The organism is Paenibacillus sp. FSL K6-0108 (assembly GCF_045040695.1).
Taxonomy (GTDB): Bacteria; Bacillota; Bacilli; order Paenibacillales; family Paenibacillaceae; genus Paenibacillus; species Paenibacillus pabuli_B.
In genome coordinates this window covers 684520-703873 of record NZ_CP150288.1, presented here as the reverse complement: position 1 = coordinate 703873, position 19354 = coordinate 684520, and the positions used below count along the sequence as shown (strand labels likewise).

21 protein-coding genes and 1 riboswitch are annotated in these 19354 nt (G+C 45.3%); of the genes, 3 read left to right on the top strand and 18 right to left on the bottom strand.

The window, feature by feature from the left end; translation table 11 throughout:
• Window positions 1–192 precede the first annotated feature (192 nt).
• Window positions 193–954 carry a type I methionyl aminopeptidase gene (gene map / locus MHB49_RS03430; protein WP_405155034.1) on the bottom strand — a complete coding sequence of 254 codons (762 nt, stop codon included), beginning with the start codon at window positions 952–954 and terminating at the stop codon, window positions 193–195.
• Window positions 955–1191: 237 nt separating this feature from the next.
• The gene (locus MHB49_RS03425) at window positions 1192–1380 is read right to left on the bottom strand and encodes a hypothetical protein (RefSeq protein ID WP_017690840.1); all 189 of its coding nucleotides are present in this window, start codon (window positions 1378–1380) and stop codon (window positions 1192–1194) included.
• A gap of 397 nt (window positions 1381–1777) precedes the next feature.
• Between MHB49_RS03425 and MHB49_RS03420 the strand changes: the two genes are divergently transcribed.
• A complete protein-coding gene (locus MHB49_RS03420; protein ID WP_247900592.1) occupies window positions 1778–2059 on the top strand; it encodes a transposase in 282 nt (93 codons plus the stop codon).
• 103 nt (window positions 2060–2162) lie between these two features.
• Here the strand turns inward: MHB49_RS03420 and MHB49_RS03415 are convergent, their stop codons facing one another.
• The 13 genes from MHB49_RS03415 to MHB49_RS03355 form a co-directional block, all read right to left on the bottom strand.
• Entirely contained in the window at window positions 2163–3416 is a 1254-nt protein-coding gene (locus MHB49_RS03415) for a hypothetical protein (RefSeq protein WP_405155033.1), read from the bottom strand.
• A 277-nt stretch (window positions 3417–3693) separates the two neighbouring features.
• Entirely contained in the window at window positions 3694–4971 is a 1278-nt protein-coding gene (locus tag MHB49_RS03410) for a suppressor of fused domain protein (RefSeq protein WP_405155032.1), read from the bottom strand.
• A 19-nt stretch (window positions 4972–4990) separates the two neighbouring features.
• Window positions 4991–5287, bottom strand: coding sequence for a hypothetical protein (locus MHB49_RS03405; protein WP_405157029.1), 297 nt, complete (start codon window positions 5285–5287; stop codon window positions 4991–4993).
• Window positions 5288–5381: 94 nt separating this feature from the next.
• Window positions 5382–5507 carry a hypothetical protein gene (locus MHB49_RS03400; protein ID WP_405155031.1) on the bottom strand — a complete coding sequence of 42 codons (126 nt, stop codon included), beginning with the start codon at window positions 5505–5507 and terminating at the stop codon, window positions 5382–5384.
• Window positions 5508–5544: 37 nt separating this feature from the next.
• A complete protein-coding gene (locus MHB49_RS03395) occupies window positions 5545–5934 on the bottom strand; it encodes a hypothetical protein (RefSeq protein ID WP_405155030.1) in 390 nt (129 codons plus the stop codon).
• Window positions 5935–6010: 76 nt separating this feature from the next.
• Window positions 6011–6394, bottom strand: a complete 384-nt coding sequence (locus MHB49_RS03390; RefSeq protein WP_076290546.1) for a hypothetical protein — start codon at window positions 6392–6394, stop codon at window positions 6011–6013.
• A gap of 339 nt (window positions 6395–6733) precedes the next feature.
• Entirely contained in the window at window positions 6734–7423 is a 690-nt protein-coding gene (locus MHB49_RS03385) for an Imm3 family immunity protein (protein ID WP_405155029.1), read from the bottom strand.
• 23 nt (window positions 7424–7446) lie between these two features.
• Window positions 7447–10503: a deaminase domain-containing protein gene (locus MHB49_RS03380; protein WP_405155028.1), complete on the bottom strand. Its 3057-nt coding sequence runs from the start codon at window positions 10501–10503 to the stop codon at window positions 7447–7449.
• Window positions 10504–10533: 30 nt separating this feature from the next.
• Window positions 10534–10911, bottom strand: coding sequence for a DUF4280 domain-containing protein (locus tag MHB49_RS03375; RefSeq protein WP_064642503.1), 378 nt, complete (start codon window positions 10909–10911; stop codon window positions 10534–10536).
• A 20-nt stretch (window positions 10912–10931) separates the two neighbouring features.
• On the bottom strand, window positions 10932–11582 hold the full coding sequence (locus MHB49_RS03370; RefSeq protein WP_405155027.1) for a hypothetical protein: 651 nt from the start codon (window positions 11580–11582) through the stop codon (window positions 10932–10934).
• Window positions 11579–12076 carry an imm11 family protein gene (locus MHB49_RS03365; protein ID WP_405155026.1) on the bottom strand — a complete coding sequence of 166 codons (498 nt, stop codon included), beginning with the start codon at window positions 12074–12076 and terminating at the stop codon, window positions 11579–11581. The genes MHB49_RS03370 and MHB49_RS03365 overlap by 4 nt, the downstream gene beginning before the upstream one ends.
• Window positions 12073–12990 (bottom strand): pentapeptide repeat-containing protein, encoded by a 918-nt coding sequence (locus tag MHB49_RS03360; RefSeq protein WP_405155025.1) that lies wholly within the window; start codon window positions 12988–12990, stop codon window positions 12073–12075. Before MHB49_RS03360 ends, MHB49_RS03365 begins: the two co-directional genes overlap by 4 nt.
• Window positions 12991–13225: 235 nt before the next feature.
• Window positions 13226–14806, bottom strand: a complete 1581-nt coding sequence (locus tag MHB49_RS03355; RefSeq protein ID WP_405155024.1) for a hypothetical protein — start codon at window positions 14804–14806, stop codon at window positions 13226–13228.
• Between the two features lie 282 nt (window positions 14807–15088).
• Between MHB49_RS03355 and MHB49_RS03350 the strand changes: the two genes are divergently transcribed.
• Window positions 15089–15427 carry a DUF4870 domain-containing protein gene (locus MHB49_RS03350; protein ID WP_079348816.1) on the top strand — a complete coding sequence of 113 codons (339 nt, stop codon included), beginning with the start codon at window positions 15089–15091 and terminating at the stop codon, window positions 15425–15427.
• A gap of 324 nt (window positions 15428–15751) precedes the next feature.
• Here MHB49_RS03350 and MHB49_RS03345 read toward each other — a convergent pair whose 3' ends face one another.
• Both MHB49_RS03345 and MHB49_RS03340 read right to left on the bottom strand, forming a co-directional pair.
• Window positions 15752–17113: a nucleobase:cation symporter-2 family protein gene (locus MHB49_RS03345; RefSeq protein ID WP_405155023.1), complete on the bottom strand. Its 1362-nt coding sequence runs from the start codon at window positions 17111–17113 to the stop codon at window positions 15752–15754.
• A gap of 1 nt (window position 17114) precedes the next feature.
• Window positions 17115–17702, bottom strand: coding sequence for a xanthine phosphoribosyltransferase (locus MHB49_RS03340; RefSeq protein WP_024632141.1), 588 nt, complete (start codon window positions 17700–17702; stop codon window positions 17115–17117).
• Between the two features lie 299 nt (window positions 17703–18001).
• Window positions 18002–18101, bottom strand: a riboswitch (purine riboswitch).
• Between the two features lie 269 nt (window positions 18102–18370).
• On the opposite strand from MHB49_RS03340, the gene mscL reads away from it, so the two are divergent.
• Window positions 18371–18865 (top strand): large conductance mechanosensitive channel protein MscL, encoded by a 495-nt coding sequence (gene mscL, locus MHB49_RS03335; protein ID WP_405155022.1) that lies wholly within the window; start codon window positions 18371–18373, stop codon window positions 18863–18865.
• A 171-nt stretch (window positions 18866–19036) separates the two neighbouring features.
• Here mscL and MHB49_RS03330 read toward each other — a convergent pair whose 3' ends face one another.
• Window positions 19037–19339: a hypothetical protein gene (locus MHB49_RS03330; RefSeq protein WP_247900572.1), complete on the bottom strand. Its 303-nt coding sequence runs from the start codon at window positions 19337–19339 to the stop codon at window positions 19037–19039.
• Window positions 19340–19354: the final 15 nt, after the last annotated feature.

Below are 19354 nucleotides of genomic sequence, written 5' to 3'. Positions count from 1 at the left end.
TCTCACATTGAAAACATGCAGTATTATGCAAAAAGGAAACTCACGGTTACGGTTGCCTCTCTTACAACTCCTGGAAGCTCAGTAAAGCTCCATACCGCTTCCTTTTAAAACCAAAACGGCATGGAGCCCAAGCTATTGTACACCCCGCATTCCATAATGAGCATCCTTACCATCCTGCTATAGATAAACCTTTCAAGTCCCGTCTGTCAGTATAAGAGGACCATCACTTGTGATGGCTACCGTATGCTCATACTGGACGCCCCAGCTTCCATCCACTGTTCTCACAGTCCATCCGTCTTCATCCCATACAACCGCTCCAGAGCTTCCCTTTGTAAATATGGGCTCGATCGTGATGACCATGCCCTCTGTCAGCATCATGCCTGTTCTACGTTTCCCGTAAGGGAGGACATTAGGTGGTTCATGGATATATTGACCGATCCCATGACCAATAAGAGGCTTCACAATCCCATAACGATACAGCCTTGCTGTCCGTTCAATCGCGTTTCCGATATCCCCCAGCGTATTTCCTGGCACGGCCTGTGCAATCGCCTTATGCAGGGCCTTTTCTGTACGATTCATCAGCTTGCGAATAGACCTGCGTTGTTCACCGATCCCATACGTCCAGGCAGAATCGGCAAGCCAGCCATCTTTGTTCACCACCATATCAATGGTCACCACATCCCCTTCGACCAGTTTCCGATCATTCGGGAAGCCGTGGCAAACCACTTCATTAACTGAAGCGCATGTCGCATAAGGATAGCCCCTGTATCCCTTTTGCTCAGGTGTGGCCCCGTTCTTAGCCAAAAAAGCCTCTACCCGCTCATCAATGTCTCCCGTCGTTACACCAGGGGCGAGCCACTTTTCAATAAGATCGTGACAGCTTCGCAGGATTCGTCCCGCTTCCCGCATGTAGCCAATCTCTTCTTTCGTTTTCAAAATGGGGTCCACATGCATTCATCCTTCCTGCCATATGTGTGTGTACTTCCATGTATATGCAGCAGGCATGGAACAAAGCCCCCAAAAATGGAGTGAAGCTCTACAGCTTATTCGGTTTGCTTTTAGGTAAACGAGTGGCTCCTTTGAAATATTGTACATATCATTTTCCAAGCAAAAAAAACCGTCTGCCGGAGCTTAACGCCCGGGAGACGGTTCTATTCATATCGGAACAGTATAATCAGAGTTGTGTGTGTTTCAGGACACGGAAGAATCCATCTTGACAAGCTCATGCTCAACCACAGAAGTCAATTCTTCCTCGTATCCACCCGTAATCCGGTATTTTCTCACGTACTCCTTCACGAATTTTTTTGGATCTTTAGGACGGAAAATCCGAGTCATTTCCCTCAAACTTTCTTTGACCTCATTGTGACCTTTCGTTGCCATTGTAATTCCCTCCCAAAACGTTGAAAGTGAATGCTCCGTTTAGAGAATGCCGAATAAGTCTTAAATGCCATCCATGAAGTTGTGTGCGCGGCTCAAAGCAAGCTTTAGGTCGGGAACCCTTGCTGAAGCAAGTACCTGACACTATAAATACCCGATATGATCCAGTTTGAATCATAATCTTATTGTAGCATATTCGGAAGTATCTTTCGACTTGACAATTTTACCTAATATTTATAACGGTTTTTAAGCCCAAAAAGTTTAATTCCGAATCATATATTATACATATGGCATTTCTATACGGAATTAATATATCCAGCATAACACTGAACTATTCGGGGGATATTATCACGGACAACCCATACAGTTAAAATACTGGGATCTAAGGAGGCGTTGTTTTATGGATCAGAAAGAAAAAGAAATGCTGCCCCTTTCGCATGAAAAGGTGGAAGTGGACGGAATATACACCAATGAAGCAGGACAAGAAGAACATCTGCATCGCGGACAACACTTCCCGGCCGATCCCGTTCTCGGCAAGACCGAGTGGGAACTGACGGAATTCGCTTTTGACAATCATCACGAAGGTCGTACTGACGAGCGTTTGGTTCCCAAAGAGAATGACACCGATAAAATCGGCAAGATCACCCACCCACGAAGACACTTTCAGCGTGGCGACCGTTAAATTCTAAACGCAATAAATCACTTTAAAACTAGGGCGCATCATACCAATTATTGGTTGGTGCTGTCCTGTTTTCTATACTATATGCAATTGAGAATACAGAGGGTTAACTTGCATCCCTTAGATCGTTAAGAAGAATTTTCTGGGAACGCTGTTCCAGCTGTCGAAACTCCTCATTGATTCTTCGTTCTTTAGCAGCATCCGGCCGATATGCAGGAATCATCGCCCAGTGCTCACGTATCAATTCGATGCGATTTTTCATTGGAGGATGGTAACTACGGTTCTGAGTATCATTCATTTCCTGTATCCGCTGAATACGAAGAATTTCCTGAGTTGGAACGGCAGAAATCCGTTTTCTAAACTCCTCATACAGCTCTTTGTTATATTGATATTCCGCAACCTGTTCAGCCGTTTGTGCAAAAAGACCTTCCATCTCGGCCTTCAATAATAGAGATAATACTGCTTCACTGCCAGCTGTCTCCGATGCTTCATTATCTGCGATGTAGAATACTCGCTGCATCTCATTCCGCATGCTTTTGATTAATAATACATAGATACCGCCTATAACAGCAAATAACAATAAGCGTAGTATTATAAGTGGAAACACCACCCAATATAACAGGCCGCTACCTTGTGGATCAACGGTGTCAATCCAAGAATTCAGTACATGCATGGCTCTCTCGACCAATGAACTGTTGGAAATGTTCGGATGTGCAAATTGACTCATATGGTGACTGATGGCGGCTATCTTCTCCTGTAACGTTAGGGCTGCAAAAAAAGGAATGCCCAGGACAAGTGCTCTCTTTTTTCTTTTGAGATGCAGGTTGTATGCGTTATATTCTTCACTAATGATGACCATATCCACAGGTGGAACATTCAAGCGCTCCCCAATCTCGTCAATCATTCCATACAGTTCTGGATAATCGTCTCTAGAGATCACCCTGCCTGGAAGCCGCTTCCGGTATGGCAATATAATTGTGATCCAGAGGAAAAGCAATGCAATACCAAATATACCCAGCCATGTTGAATTAGTTGAAAAGAAAAAGATGGCTACGCCCAAAATGGATAACGTTGACAGATGCACGGTTAGAGCAACCAAATAGGTGTAAAACCTCTGTTTCGTGAAGGGAAGAACCCGATTGATATTATACTTAAACTCCTCTAACAATCGGTCTGATGATCGTTCATCAGCATTCCTGTTCATCCCGTTTAACCCTTCATCTTTTCCTTGTCCTCTTTCATCCTCATAAACATTCCAATTACACTTCTCACACCATGTGCTGTACCCCGGATTCACTTTCATCTTGTTTGCACATTCCGGACAAGTCTCTTGCTCTGTGTAATGCAAAATTCCTTTCACTCCTCAACTACACTATGTAATATCAAATTCCGAATGAAGCTTGCTGTTCCCTCCCTTTCATTTAAATCTAAATCTGTTATTTAAATGAATCGGAATTTTATGGAATATTTTGAATATGCAGAAAGTCTCAAATTGGATGTGTATATACGCACTTCTATTTTTCAAATATGTTCTTATCACCAAAGTTTTCAACAAAAAACAGATTGATCCCTTTGACCGAGATCAATCTGTTTTATTTAAAAGTTTCATATTCTATATCTTCAAGTATTTCAATTATCTACAGACAACTATTTTGCCGATCCCATTGATACACCGCCTCAACGCCATGGGCCATCAGCTTGCTGATCAGCGAATCCCGTCCCTTTTCAAAAAAGTGTATGACCTCCTCCCGGTACAAAGGCAGCAACGTATGGAAATAGATCGGCCATTCCCCCTCCATCTCCTTACCCGCATCCCGGTAAGGCATGGTTAACGCTTCTGCGCATTGCGGCAGCGGCGGGACAATCATGACTCCGCAGTAGGTAATACTGTCGTTATACGGTAGGATTTTTGTATGCGCAGGTACTCCTGTCTCGCTAAACATCTCACGATATGTGTCCGCCAGATCTTCCTCACTTTGGTTAGGGAAGACGAGCCACTGTCCTGTAAAATATCCACGCTGCATGATTTCTTTTACAAAATGTCTCATCATAGGTACGACCCAGCCGAGCGGCCGATTCTCCCAGTTCTTTTCCTTCAACTGCGCATCCACTGGTAGATGCATTACAATTTCCGCATATCCGGTATCCAGTGAAGCTGGCGTCATCCCCCGGAAGTAACTGTTCCCAAATGAAACCAGCGTTTGATATGGTACGGCAGCAGTCGGTTCAGTTATATAAATTTCCGGGTCGCCTGCATCGTTCGAATCGGCTGGAATCATATGCTGAATAGGTCCATAGAATGTGCTGATATGTGCCTCCGCATCCTGACGATCCGTTACTCGAATCCGTGGATTACGTTCTACGTATGCTTCGGGTTCGCTTGACCAAGCTAGGCGGAAGCGAAATCCCTGTAACCCTCCCTCTTCGACGCGTTGTTTGAACTCATCGGAAACAAACGTTTGACTCGAAATAATTGGGAGCTCCGTTAGCTCATAATCGTATGATATTGTCTTGAATATATGTTCGTTGTTAATTTCCTCTTCTATAAAAACATAATTTTTAAATCCCCCGTACTTGTCGGCAATAGAACTGTTTTTATCAATGCAATCCAGAATATTTATAACATTCATTACATAATGTTTTTCGTTATTATATTTTACTGGTAAAAGTTCTACCTTATTTTCTAGATAATCTTTTAACACTTCTATTGCCCGAGCGTTGATAACCATATCTGCTAGCTGACTAGTGATTTCGTAAATATCAGTATTATTTTCTCCATAAGTATGCTTCATTTCTAGTGTTGTCCATTGATTAATGAGAGAGACGCCACTACCAATATTATCTATAAAACCTCTTTCTTTGACAACATCGAGCTCTTTAGTATCAACTGCATTAGTCATTTTCCATATTTTCAACGACATTCCCCTCATTCCATTAATCTTGATATAAAATCTCCAGTTTACCTGTTAACAGGCCTTCTCTTGTTTCTTCTAGAAATGATAGTATACGCTCCTTCTTGACTTGAGAACTTAGAGGTAACTTGTCTATTTTTTTAAAATTTTCTCCTATATATTCAATATACTCCTGACCATGCCTGAACATAGGATTCCCTTTTTTATCTATGTTGTTAAACGGGAAATGCGTTACTTGCCCTGGCCAATCCGACATTGCTTTCTGAGGAAGAAAGACTCCGTTTGCCGAGGAATTGATGTTAATCCCATACTTCTCGATTAGCTCTCGGAGTCCTGCCTTGATGCAGGATATTCCTTACTGAGCTCCCATCCGTTACTTCCCTTAACTTTATCAGAATAATCTTCTGCAAGCTTCAAAGCTGATTGCGCAATGTCATAATCCGATCTGCATCCACATTTTTCCCAGCGATGAGCAGCTTATTAATTTCTTGTAACTCACGTTGTGTTAGATGATCCAGATCCCCACTCTTACATTCCAATTTCCCGGTCCATTGGTTGGGTGTAATGATCCCTTCATCAGCTGCTTAGTTTGGATATACTCTGTTGATTCAGATGTGGATCATCGTATTCATGGTGATTTCTAGTCTTCGGCTTGGTGCTTTCGGATGGACTATCTTTGGGAACCCATGTATTTTGGGGTTTGGATGCCCCAACCTTCGGTGAAGTTGATGAAGAACCAGACTCCACATTTTGTGGCTTCCCTGTCTTCTTCGAATCCACATGGGATGTGTTCGGCGATCCCTTCGAACTTCCAGAATCATTGCCTTTCCCACGATTTCCACCTGTATCCGAGAACATGTGACTGTCATTCTTCACAATCACAGGCACGGTCTGGCCGTTGCTCAGCCTCACCCGCTGAACCCGCCATGGAACACTGGCTGCTGCGCCTGCGGTCATTTTACCCATAGCCTGGTTGATTCGTTCCCCCAGTTCCGCAAGGATGAAGGCATTAATGCGGCATTGGTCTTGAGCTTGCCATCCTTCATGGCACCACCTGAGGTTCCATCTGGCCCATCTCCATTACCATGCGGAACACCGCCCTTGGCTCCATCTCCATCTGCATGGCCAGACTTCTGCCACCACCCTTGAGCACTTTGGCACCATTTTTGACCAGGGATGCTCCACCAGCTACAGCCGTTACCGTATCCACGACTCGCATCGTAGCACCAACATCGTTTAACCCAGCGTCGTAACTCTCTTGTTCCGTCAGGGTCAGCATTGTGCGATTGTCTTCACCTTTCAGATCCATGAACGGTTTGGCATACGCTTTTCCCGCGCCTGATACATCTTGCCAGATCTCTTCCCCTGATTTTTGAACCGTGACCAAGTCTCCCGTATAATCGATGACGTTATAGATTTTGGGCATGCAAAAAAAGCTCATTCCTACTCATGATTCAAGTGGGAAAGAGCTTTGAAAGTTAATCAAGTGTTTGAATTATTTATTGTTTGGTTTGTTGGTTGTATTGTACAATCTTACTATTACGATGTAAACCCAATCTAAATTCTTGTATCAATCATATGTGTTATTGGTTGAATGATGGATTCATTCGGCACTAGGTGGGGCTTTTAAACAGTCGCCGCTTGTATGATTGGATTGTTTGGATAATAAAGGCGGATAAAAAACCACAACACAGCGTTTAGCTCGTATTGTGGCGTTGTTGTTTGTATCATTCTAAATACAGATCGTTGAAAAAACAAATTGATCCTATAAATTTTGAAGTTTAGTTAAGACTTCCTTAATTCGCATAGAAAGATCCAACTTTTCATTTTCCGACAATTGTTCCCCCAAATCATTCATATCGAATTGCTCTAATTCATTTTTTATTTTCAAAAACTCGCCTTTAGCATTAATTCTATATCTGATAAGTAGTTCTGCAAGTGTTGTTCTAACAACTATTTTTTCACTTAATGTACTCCTACATTCACGCTCGAATCGTTCCATTATTTCCTCAACAAGCTCAATTGCATCTTTCTTCTCATTGAATACAATCCCAAAGAAATTTTTAACTTCCTTTTCTATTTCAAAGTAGTAATATCTTGTATTCGGACTATAATCTACAGGTATACTTTCAATTCCATCAAGCACCATATCTCTTCGTTCTAATATGTCCTGATAATCATCTGGAGCTATTTCATGTTGTAACTTATTTAAATCTAGAGAATTTAATGCATCAATTATCTTTTGTTTCGATTTAACAAAAATTTTCGAATGTGTTAAATGAATTCTCCCTTCCGCAATAGACAATACTGCTTTTTCCATTTCACCTCTTTTATCCATACCGAAGTATGCCTCACATGTGCAAGCAAGGGCTTCAGGACCACTCATTCCCTCACTTTTAAAATAAAAATAGTTTTCATAAAAAGCTCCAAATAAAGCCTCATAATTTCGTTTCACTTTATGTCCTCCCAATAAATTTCTTATGGCTCAACTATCTTATCACCATTATGGATTACCTCAATATCAATATTGGGATAATCTTTGTGGAATTTTTCTATAATTCTACTACAACTTCCACATGTATCTAATTCGGTAAATAATTTAATTTTTCCACGAGCTTTTGATGGATCTGGCAATTTATCAAGTCTAGATGCCAAATCATTGAGAATTTTATACTCAGTATCATTGTCTCTTAATCTTACATTACCACTCCTATCTGGTGCTTCAGTAGCCTCGTACTTTGGTTTTGTTGGTTTTAATGAATAATCAGCATAGGTCTTTTCCTTATTATCCCCGTTCAAACTACTGTGGGAATAAAATTCACCCTTGTCAATTCCTTCAATTTCTACCTTCGCATACGCAAAATTTAGATCACCTTTAATCCTATTAGAAAGCTTACTTCTTAACACTTTAACTTTATCAATAATAAAACCTTCTGTTTCTAAATCAATTACCCTTGTTGGGAATACTTTTCCATGACTTACATTTGGAACATTACCCGTCCCCTCAGTTTTTCCATCCCTGGCCTTAGTTCCATCTTCCGATGACGGAGCATCTTTAGGTTTAGAAGCATCCTTCGGCTTAACCGGCGTAACGCTTGAAGAATTAGACGATTCTTTAGAAATGGTTCCTTTCGATGGCGCACTACTTTCTCTCGAATCCACATGAGATGTGCTCGGCGATCCCTTCGAACTCCCGGAATCACTGCCTTTCCCACGATTCCCACCTGGTTCCGAGAACATGTGACTATCACTCTTCACAATCACAGGCACGGTCTGGCCGTTGCTCAGCCTCACCCGCTGAACTCGCCATGGAACACTGGCTGCTGCGCCTGCGGTCATTTTACCCAGGGCCTGGTTGATTCGTTCTCCCAGCTCTGCAAGAGATGAAGGCATTAAAGCCGCATTGGTCTTGAGCTTGCCATCCTTCATGGCACCGCCTGAGGTTCCATCTGGCCCATCTCCATGACCATGCGGAACGCCGCCCTTCGCTCCATCTCCGTGGCCAGACTTCTTGCCACTACCCTTGAGCACTTTGACACCATTTTTGACCAAGGATGCCCCGCCAGCTACAGCCGTTACCGTATCAACAACTCGTACCGCAGCGTTGACATCGTTCCGACCAGCGTCGTAACTCTCTTGTTCCTTCATGGTCAGCATCGTTCGGTTGTCTTCGCCTTTCAGGTCCATGAACGGTTTGGCATACGCCTTTCCCCCACTGGATACATCCTGCCAGATCTCTTTCCCTGATTTCTGACCCGTGACCAGGTCTCCCGTATAATCGATGACGTTATTTACGCCCGTAATCGTTCCTTGTACCGTGGCATTCCGCTCCGTTAATGACCCAACCTGTTCTCCCTTTACCCAGCTGTATAATCCCTGGGCATTGTCACCCCCGACGATCCCTGTAAATGCCAGGTCAGCCACATCACCGACCATACTGAGCAGGCTTTTCCCCTCTTCGATTACACCATCTCGTTTGCCCTTTTCACGTGCATCCCAGTTTCGTTTCAGCCGCGCTTCCTTCAGCGCGCTCTCTCCCATACTGGCCAGACTCTGGTCGAACGCAGACTGGATCATGTCAAAGGAACGATGGATCTCAGCTTCCAGGACTACATTCTCACTCTTTCCATTAACCTCTTCTACAAGCTCCACATGATCTGTCATCGTCTGAATATACAGACCTTCTGTACCCTCCAGACTGACGCTGGCTCCGCTGATGTTCAGTTCACCCATGCATTGGATCTGCACGTGGGTTGTGCTATTCAATGTAACCCCGTTACCCGCAGCCATCGAGATATACAAAGCGCCCTCTTGGGCGTTCATGACAAGTTCGCTGTCGCCAAGGGTGAACGATTTCCCCTGCGGGTTACCGAAAGACTTTACACCAGGGTCCTGCATCACTTTGCCGCTTTTCTCCACATGTCCCGCTTCCGTTGGTTCCTGACGAACCGACTGCATCACCATGGCTTCGTCTTCTTCTGCACTTGGGAAATACAGTTTCACCTTTGCTCCGGGTTCGGGCATCATGTACCATACTTGACTGCCTTCCGCGGCATACGGGAACCAGCGTGCCTCTCCGGCCTGCTGACCCTCATCCATATCCAGATGAACCTTCACCTGGTTACGTTTCACATCAATGATTTTCCCTTCAATAGCAGCACCCGTGATCATCGTTTGAAGCTGTCTGGGCAGTGGATGCGATGCTGGCAAAGCACATGTATATTTCCACTGTAGCAAGCTCCGTTCCAGCATCGCCTGGCGAGAGGTTATGTTGTAGATACGGCCATCAGAGGATACTTCATCCCCCAATTGAAGCTCCTGCCCCAAATCGAAGGTATACGTTGTATACTCCTCCTCGGTTACCGCATGTTTCCCCTGGGCTTCGGTATGAAAAAAACGCTCAATATTACGACTCTTCTCAAAAGGGATGGCTTTCAGCTCAAATGCCCCTCTGCCTTCGGGATAACCGATCCAGAACCTGGGCTTGTGTGCAGTCACATCCGGCACCAGATCTGCTCCCAGATGAGAAGCGAGCCGTTTCAGAAAGCTCCAATCGGTCTCCTGATACTGCATAATAAAAGCGCCCGTTTTTGTCTCATCAAAGGCAAAATCAATATAGTCTCCTTCAGGATAACCCTTCATAACACGATTAACAATGTCCAAATAACGCAGATTCTCGTTCTGATAGGATTTCGTTCTCTGTAAGGCATCCAGTTCGTAGGTATGTGAGATGACTACAGCCATCACATATACGATCCCTCTGGTGGCTTCGACTTTGATCTCATGGAGCTGTCCCTTGAACAGGGGCAGCTCCCTTCCGGATTCATCTATCTGGATGAATCCGACTCGATCGTGACTTCCAGCTTTCTGGATAATGGTCTCTTCCCATTCTTCATCGACCCATCCACTGAAGGATAACCGGGCATGGGCCCCTGCTTGCTGGATCAATTCCAGCTTATCCAGGCGTATCTTGCCATACGGCCAGTGGACATGGATATCCCCATAGGTTAGCGTTGATTTTTCCAAGGTCTGCACAGTGTTCCCCCTTTCTTATCCGTCTGCATCTTACAACTGACCATCGACCTCAATCTTGATAATCCCACCTTTTCGGCATATCAGTTCAGATCGACTAAGCAGAGCAGCCTCACCTTCCACCAGCACGTCCTCCTTGCCCTGACTCCATTTATTGAAGAACGTATCTGGTTCGCAGAGGGCGCCATCCATTTTGCAAAACCCGCATCGTCCAACGTTAGCCAGTGGAATCACGTCCGCAATGTTTAATACAGGCTGTTCCTTAATATAAATGCCGTGGGAAAGCGGCAGGTTCAGTACACCCGGATCTGATCCCTGACTACAGGAAATCTCGGCACCTCTGACCACATAGGTAAATTCACCACCGAAACCTCCTGACATCAACGCTTTGAACAGCATGGGTAGCAGCATTCTAGTCCCCCCTATGTTAATTAATGAATTGGTCCATTTCCGTTTTCACTCATCCGGGCACATGTGAATATCGCCCTTGTTAGAAGTCGCCATAGATGAAGCTGTTCAACCGGAAAACGGACATTCCCTGTGACCGCTCTTCCTTTTACCGATGTAACGATCACAATATCGTAAGCCATTCCCAAGGTTGAGGGCTGAATGGATTCTCCATAGAAGACAATCAGGCTATCTCCTTGTACCGTCTCTTCATGTAACCATTGCGCATCCTTTTTGAGCGTTCGAATCTGGTCTGTGATGATACTGCCCATTCCCTCAATCTGGCTTACGTGCAATGGATGAGATAATCTAGATAGGCTTAAGCTGATACCCTTTTGCTCATCAATCCACATGACCTCATCTCGTCCATGGCTGTTTCTGCCCTCCTGTAGTTTGCCTCGGGGAACCTGGACCAGATGATCCGGTAAAAGAAGGGTTATTATCCCCTCCCAGATTTGATGATTGTTCAACGTGATGATTTCTGCTTCGGTCTCAATCAGACCCTGGCGTACTCCGTATGTAACCTCTTCCTGCGTCATCAGCTCCCCACTCGCCGCTTCAGCTTCCTGAATGCGCTTTGCCAAACGCAAATCCCGATCCATTTTCAGCAGTATCTCATCACCATATCGGTTCATTCCAGATCCACCTTTCGTAAAACAAAGCCACTTAACCCTCTGCGAAGCATACTCTCTGCTACATCAAAACGCACGATTACACCACTCCCTCTTACACCCTCCAATGTAAATATGCGTTGATCTTTAACCGCCTCACCCTGCAATACAAGCTGCTGTATCGAACCATTCGGATAAAACAGGCTATGGTCAGACAAAGCCAGCACAGCAGGGATATGACTCGCCCAGTAGCTCAACTGTTCCCCACTCCCCTGATCGATGAAGGTGACGGATTTGAACAACATTGCTTCATCGACCATTTCCATCAGCCGCTTCATGCGATCACTAACAAAATATGAAGGCCTACTTATCCAATCCGTTGGCTCTTCATTCGGTTTGCGTTCAATCATCATGACAGATGAAATGGGCAACTCATCAAAACTGGTTTGTAGTGCAGGGGGCCTAAATGGATTCAATATCCGATGATCCTCGGTCAGTTCATAAAATCGTGGGATCATAACTCTTCCTCTTTCTCATGGGAGACAACCCAGCGTATTGATTCAATCTGCTCTTCACTCAAAACATGTGTATACCTCTCACGGTCATGAAGCCATATCTGTGCCTGACTCAGCCTAGCCCCCTGGAAATCAGCATGGAATAGCTGTGCTCCCCTGAGGTCGGCGCCTTCCAGATTGGCTCCTGCAAAACAGATTCCCTGAAGACCAAGAGCACCTTCATGGAATTCCATACTCGCTCCGTCACTGACATCAGACAGGTTGGCTCCACGCAGACTACATTCCCGGAACACAGCATCCATGAGTAGCGCCCCTCTGAGGTCAGCTCCACTCAGATCACTCTGTTCCCATTTGGTCCCAATCAATACAGCACCTCTTAAGTCGCTCTTGCTCAGATCAGCAAGACTGAAATCGGAATACCTGATATCAACGTGATCAAATAGTCCCTCTGTCAAGGATAGTGACGTATAGTCTGCATAGGCACATTCCAGCCCTTCTGCTAACGTCAATTTCTTGCGAATATTCTGAATATCCCTATACCGATAGTCCCTGACATACACAGGCTCACTCCAGTCCTTGTATTCACCTACCCTGATCTGAAACTGATCCCCACGGTGCAGGCGTTCCATCTCTTTCAAGTTCAACATATGAGGAACAGCCAAACGTACAATCGCAGTGACATAGGCATTGAAACGACCCGCAGACTGCAACATCATCCGTTCCGCGTCAGAAGCATTAAGTACACCCCCATAACGTCTCATTTCGATATGAAGAAACTCTTCTAACGAAGACAACGACTGGAATGCCCACGTCGCATCATATGTATGCAAACACTCTACCTCATCCCAATACCATTGATCGGAGTACGCTTCCAATAAGCAGATGTAACTCCCTTCCAATATTGATGTTCTCAACATGGAACAATGAAGAATTGAGATTGGTTCTTTCCCGAGTTCCTGTTGTGCCAACTCTGCTTTTAAACAGAGTTGCCGCATAGACTCTACGAAAGATTGAATTAACGAGTTTTGATGTTCCATAATGTACACCCGGAGGCTTGAGAGATGATCCTGAAGTACAGGTTCCAATGTTTCCTGCTGCAAATGTGCGATCGCTTCCGCTTTGTTCATATCTCTTCCTTTCTACCACTCTTGGCTAATTCATCTTGATCTCCGCCCCGTGCATCTTCAACTCTTCTTCCAAAGTGATGGTATTGCCCTTTCCGGTTAACTCAACCTTCTCGCCTGCGATTCGAATGGTTTGTCCAGACATGACGACATCCTGACCCGCTGTAATACTGACATTCTGATCGCTTACAATCTCGATGCCATTCTCGTCACTGACCGTGATATACATTCCACCCGCCGAGATCACAATTTTGTCTGGAGCCAGCATGATCTCTTTCCCATACTTGGTTCGGAATGTCTTGATGTCCGGATTGCCCATTCGATCTTCGGGCACCGGGGGTGGGGCTACTCTGCTGGCCGCACTAGATGTTCCTCCGCCTGCACTTGCGCCTGAACTATTTCGATTGCTCCCACTTGAACCTCCCCCAGACTGTCCTGAAGCACCACCCTTTCCAACCGCTGGTGATGCGGTTGAAACCTGCTTCGGTGCAGCCGGTACAATCTCAGGATCTTGCCTTTTTACAGAGCTTATGGCGATGCCATCTTCCTCTTTTTTGCTCGGAAAATAAATACGGATGTTGTCATTCACTTCAGGCATGCAATACCAGCCCGTATTGTTCTCGGAAGCATAAATCGTTGAATAGGGAAAGAAATAGGCCGTGCTCTCATCCTGCTGCTCATCCATATCGAGCTTCGCACGAACTTTGTCCCCCTTGACTTGAAGAACCGAAGCCTGAATAGAAGCGCCAATAATGGAAGTATTGTAGCTCTTCTTATAACGAAGCCCCTCTGCTGGGAATAAGGAATATGTATGATTTAGCAAACTATCGATGAATCGGGTCTTCGCCTCACCTACAATCCACTTTTTGGATTTAAACTCTACTTCATTCCCTACTTCGAACCATTGCCTGCTGTCCGCTTCGTATACGATATAATCCGGATCTTTGACACCCGGTACTTTGTTTTCCTTGGCAGATCGATAGTCGGCAATTCGTTTGGTTGCTGTGTAATGGGATGCTTGCAATTCTCCCTTATACTGGCCTTCGGGTAAGCCAAAATAAAACTTTGGCTTACCCGAAGCTGTATCCGGAACAACTCCAGTGTAGAAATGGGAAGCCATCCTTTTGATAAATTGCCAATCTGTTTCCTCATACTGCATCACAAAATCTCCGATCTTACGGCCGTCTGTAGCAAAGTCAATGACATCTGAACCTTCATAGGGAGAAATAATCTTGCGTACCAAATTCTTGTAGGACAGATTAGGGTTTTGAAAGGAACGCTTGTGCAGTTTTACATCCAACAAGTAGGTATGGGACACCGCTTCAACCATAAGTGTATGTACATCGTTAATGACGTTCACTTTCACGTGCAGCACCACACCGGAGAAAAAAACCTTCTCATGTCCATCGTCATCGGCAATTTTCACTTTAATATCGGTTTGGGATGTTGTTGCCTGCACATAGCTGTCTTTACGAGCTTCCGGTATCACTGCCGTCATTCTCATTCGTGCATGTCCGTTCATCGTTTTATTCACTTCAAGGGTCTGAAGACGAACGATTTCGTAAGGTGTTACCCGAACTTGACCGTACGTTGTTGCGGATATATTCATGAATAAGCCTCCTTATATCTCAAATTAATTAATGGTTTACCCTTTATAATTATATTTATATAATTCGGAATTTTATGGAATATTTTGAATATGTAGAAAGTCTCAAATTGGATGTATATATACGCACTTCTATTTTCAAATGAATCTATAGTCTCACGTGGTGTTACCTATATTCAGTGTTACATTTTCTTTGTCCATCTGGAACATTCCTTGATCAAACCGGTTCAGTTCTGTCCCCCTCCCTCATAGCCTAGTTAAAAAGGACAAAGGAGGCTGGACCGGATGTCCCCCATGAAATCGTCAAGCGGTCTGGATGAAAATATTGCCGGCATGCTCTGTTATCTGTTCACTTTTGTAGGTGGAATCGTCTTTCTGGCTGTAGAAAAACGTAGCCGTTTCGTTCTGTTTCATGCACTTCAATCCGTCACGGTATTTGGCATCATCATGGTTGGTCATGTGTTATGTGCATTCCTCCCGCTGTTTGGGCCACTGCTGGCATCGCTGTTGTCCCTGCTTGGTGTGGTGGTCTGGCTTCTCATGGTGGTCACCAGTCTGCAAGGCAAATGGCTGAAGCTGCCCTGGGTCGGAGACTTTGCAGAGAAACAGATGCGGCATCTGTAATATGTAACGAGTCTTTATCGGCTTCATCCAAAAGTAGTTCATCCCGTGAGTCTACATAATAATCCATCTTGTTTTCGGTAAAAAAAAGAAAAAACACCGGATCTCCTGCTCTCTAACGAGCAAGGTCTCCGGTGTTTCATGTATTATGCCATCAATAACATTTCACAGGATGGATGATTTATCCCCTGAATAGTTCAAGCCGTGTAACTTTAATATTCATAGCATTTATTATTTATCACATAAGGAATTTAAAGTTAACATAACATACATGTTGAAGGCGTTTCGTTCAGGCAAAGGATAACAACCCTATCATCTCTTTACACTTTACGCCGACTTGTTGTTATCTCCGAGGATCACATCCGCTTGGCGTTCAGCCATTTTGGCAGCCGTTGTTTGAGTACCCAGACCATTAAAGAGCAAATTCATGAAAATCGCCGTAAAACTACCCGCAATGATTCCGTTACCGAGCATAATCTGGGCCCAGTCCGGTGCACCTGCGAACAATTGAGGCACAACCGTTACACCCAGCCCCATGCCTACAGAGCAGGCGATGATGAACAGGTTCTCATGACGGTTCAGATCGACCTGACTGCCCAGAATACGAATACCAGAGGATACGACCATACCGAACAATGCAACCATGGCCCCGCCAAGGACAGAACCTGGAACAAGCTGTGCCAACGCAGCAATCTTCGGCACAAAGCCGATGACCACAAGCAGTCCACCTGCCACAACGATAACATCGCGCGTTTTGACACGAGTCATCTGCACAAGCCCTACATTTTGTGAATAGGTCGTGTAAGGGAATGAGTTGAAAATACCACCCAGCACAATCGCCAAACCTTCTGCACGATAGCCACGGGCGAGATCTTTGGAAGACAAGTCTTTATCCAAGATTTTGCCAAGAGCCATAAATACACCAGTGGATTCTGCCACGCTGACAATCGCCACCAGAATCATGGTCAGAATCGGTACAATTTCAAACGTCGGGGTACCAAAGTAGAACGGCTGCACGACATGGAACCAGCTCGCTTCACGAATTGGCGCAAAGTTCACTTCACCCATAAGCCCTGCGGCGACGGTGCCCACGAGAAGGCCGATCAGCACCGAGATGGAACGAACGAATCCTGTCGTGAACCGTGTCATCAGAATGATGAACAACAATACGCCGAATCCGAGCAGAAGATGAACACCACTGCCAAAATCTTCTGCACCCTGACCGCCACCAAGATCGTTGAACGCAACCGGAATCAGGGTCAAACCAATAATGGTCACGACTGATCCGGTAACGACTGGTGGAAAGAGCCGAATCAATTTGCCAAAAATGCCTGAGAACAATACAACGAATATCCCTGATGCAATGATCGCACCATAAATGGCAGACACGCCGCTCTTCATCCCAATTAAAATCATCGGTGATACGGCCTGGAAGGCACAGCCAAGCATGACTGGAAGCCCCACTCCGAAGAAACGATTGCCCCATACTTGAAGCAGTGTTGCCACACCACAGGCGAGCAGATCAATCGCAATCAGATAGGTTAACTGCTCCGTTGTAAAACCAAGGGCCTTGCTGACAATAATCGGTACAACGACAGCTCCTGCATACATCGCCAGTACGTGCTGGAGACCTAGCGAGAACGTTTTGATCGGATGCCGATGCCGCTGAAAAATACGTTCGCGTGCCATATTAGATCGTGACCTCCTCGTCCGCAAACGTAACTTGACCGTCTGACAACGCCCCGATGCGAACCAGCGATTCCACACGGTATCCTGCTTCTTTCAGCAAGCGGCCTCCCGGTTGGAACGCCTTTTCAATCACGATGCCAATTCCCACCACTTCAGCGCCTACTTGCTCCACAATGCGGGCGAGACCAAATGCTGCTTCGCCATTGGCGAGAAAATCATCAATGATCAGTACACGGTCACCTGGCTGCATGAACTTCTTCGCAACTGTAATTTCATTGGTCTCCTGCTTCGTAAAGGAGTACACCTTCTCAACCAGAATGTCTTCCGTGAGGGTAAGTGACTTCTGCTTCCGCGCAAAAATAAGCGGCACGTTGAGTTCCAGCGCAGTCATGATGCCTGGTGCGATCCCTGAGGATTCAATCGTCAGTACACGTGTGATGTTCTCCCCTTCAAAACGTCGGATGAACTCCTTACCGACTTCCTTCATTAGAACCGGGTCCATCTGGTGGTTCAGGAATGAATCCACTTTGAGTACCTGCTCGGACAGGACAATGCCTTCCTGTATTACTTTGTCTTTTAACAATTGCATCGTCATTCTTCCCCCTGTGCGCCCTCCCGTACAGAAGCCTGCATGACCCCGATCCCCGCTGAAAAAAAACAAAAAGCCCGCCTTTTTACACGCTGCGGAAGAACCGGAGACGGGAAAAGACGGACTTGTACGTATGTGGACAAGCCGTATGGATACTGCAAGTGTAGTGTAATGGACGAGCTTGATAACCGGTTAACTCCGAGCAAACCTCGAAACTCCCTATCCAAGAAAGGATATGAAAGGGCCTGAACATGCTTTTTTCAGACACGCTGCCCGAGAATCCTCTCTCCATACCTTAAAACGTTGCAGATCTTTCCCGTAGTCCGATCATTCCGGTGATCGGGTAGAAACATGCAGGCCTATTCCTGCACATATACGAGTCGGCATATTTAATTTTTAAGCTCCATGATTCGGTACAATGTATAATCGCGAACCTGAATGTAAAAGTGTGAACGGAACTGATAATGTTAGAAGTATACCGAATCGGCGCCGTGAAATAAAGAAGTATTTTCATGGAAGTTGCGGAAACTTGTCTTAATTTGCATAAAAGAGATGATTGCTGCGGTGTTTTTATGTACAATATGAGAACGGAAGCGCGTGTCCGAACGGAGAATCGATGGAAACGCCGCCTGTATTATGAATTTATTGGGTAAAGGAGATTTGCAGACATGAAAGGCGTACTGAAGGAATTTAAAGAATTTGCTGTACGTGGCAACGTCATCGACCTGGCGGTCGGGGTCATTATCGGAGCTGCTTTTGGTAAAATTGTCACGTCCCTCGTGAATGACATTATCATGCCGCCGGTAGGTAAGTTGCTTGGAGGGGTTGATTTCAGTCAGAAAATCATTAATCTGGATTGGGATATGCGTACTGCCAGCGGACAGGAGATCACAACACTCGCTCAAGCCAATGAGGCTGGCGCTACGGTAATTGCATATGGGCAGTTCATCAACGTGATGATTGATTTTCTCATCGTCGCTTTCTGTATTTTCATGCTGGTGAAGGGTATCAATTACATCAAAAGCAAGGAACACAAAAAGCCCGAGCCGCAAAAAACGACCAAGGCGTGCAAATACTGTCTCTCTGAAATTCCCGCTGCGGCTACTCGCTGTTCGCACTGTACTTCAGAGCTGGAAGCAGAAGGTAACGGCGCAACGGCTTAATCGTTTCCATACAGCATTATGTAAAAAAACTCCTGCTTGATCTGTCCGTCATTCTTTTTCATCCGAGTTGTTACAATCCCGCACAGGGCAGGGAATCAAATCGGTTCCCGCATGAAAGGTCTCACCATAAAGGTGGGGCCTTTCTTTATCTCACAAGCAGGGTCTTATAAACTAGAATCGACGCGGCAACAAGTGCTCCAAAATCGACTTCAAATCCCGATCTTCCTTATAAACCTCTTCCCCGGTATCGAGCTCTGTTACGCGGATGTAATCAAAATTCATCGATGCATCCACAGGTTTGAACAACAATTGGCTCTCGTCTTCCAAACGTACGTTGAATCCCATATCCTTGAACATCGTTATTAACTGGCTATTCGCCGGCTCTTGGCCTTGCCCTACCATAATCAATCCTCTAAGACTTTTGCGTTCCTGAGGTTGCGGATAAATGACCTGAAAGTGTACAATGCATTCCATAAGATGGTTCCCCTT

Coding starts and splice junctions, on each gene's coding strand:
- map (WP_405155034.1), bottom strand. CDS start 954: ATGCATGTGGACCCCATTTTGAAAACGAAAGAAGAGATTGGCTACATG.
- MHB49_RS03425 (WP_017690840.1), bottom strand. CDS start 1,380: ATGGCAACGAAAGGTCACAATGAGGTCAAAGAAAGTTTGAGGGAAATG.
- MHB49_RS03420 (WP_247900592.1), top strand. CDS start 1,778: ATGGATCAGAAAGAAAAAGAAATGCTGCCCCTTTCGCATGAAAAGGTG.
- MHB49_RS03395 (WP_405155030.1), bottom strand. CDS start 5,934: ATGGGTAAAATGACCGCAGGCGCAGCAGCCAGTGTTCCATGGCGGGTT.
- MHB49_RS03390 (WP_076290546.1), bottom strand. CDS start 6,394: ATGCCCAAAATCTATAACGTCATCGATTATACGGGAGACTTGGTCACG.
- MHB49_RS03375 (WP_064642503.1), bottom strand. CDS start 10,911: ATGCTGCTACCCATGCTGTTCAAAGCGTTGATGTCAGGAGGTTTCGGT.
- MHB49_RS03370 (WP_405155027.1), bottom strand. CDS start 11,582: ATGAACCGATATGGTGATGAGATACTGCTGAAAATGGATCGGGATTTG.
- MHB49_RS03365 (WP_405155026.1), bottom strand. CDS start 12,076: ATGATCCCACGATTTTATGAACTGACCGAGGATCATCGGATATTGAAT.
- MHB49_RS03360 (WP_405155025.1), bottom strand. CDS start 12,990: ATGTTGAGAACATCAATATTGGAAGGGAGTTACATCTGCTTATTGGAA.
- MHB49_RS03355 (WP_405155024.1), bottom strand. CDS start 14,806: ATGAATATATCCGCAACAACGTACGGTCAAGTTCGGGTAACACCTTAC.
- MHB49_RS03350 (WP_079348816.1), top strand. CDS start 15,089: ATGTCCCCCATGAAATCGTCAAGCGGTCTGGATGAAAATATTGCCGGC.
- MHB49_RS03345 (WP_405155023.1), bottom strand. CDS start 17,113: ATGGCACGCGAACGTATTTTTCAGCGGCATCGGCATCCGATCAAAACG.
- MHB49_RS03340 (WP_024632141.1), bottom strand. CDS start 17,702: ATGCAATTGTTAAAAGACAAAGTAATACAGGAAGGCATTGTCCTGTCC.
- mscL (WP_405155022.1), top strand. CDS start 18,371: ATGAAAGGCGTACTGAAGGAATTTAAAGAATTTGCTGTACGTGGCAAC.
- MHB49_RS03330 (WP_247900572.1), bottom strand. CDS start 19,339: ATGGAATGCATTGTACACTTTCAGGTCATTTATCCGCAACCTCAGGAA.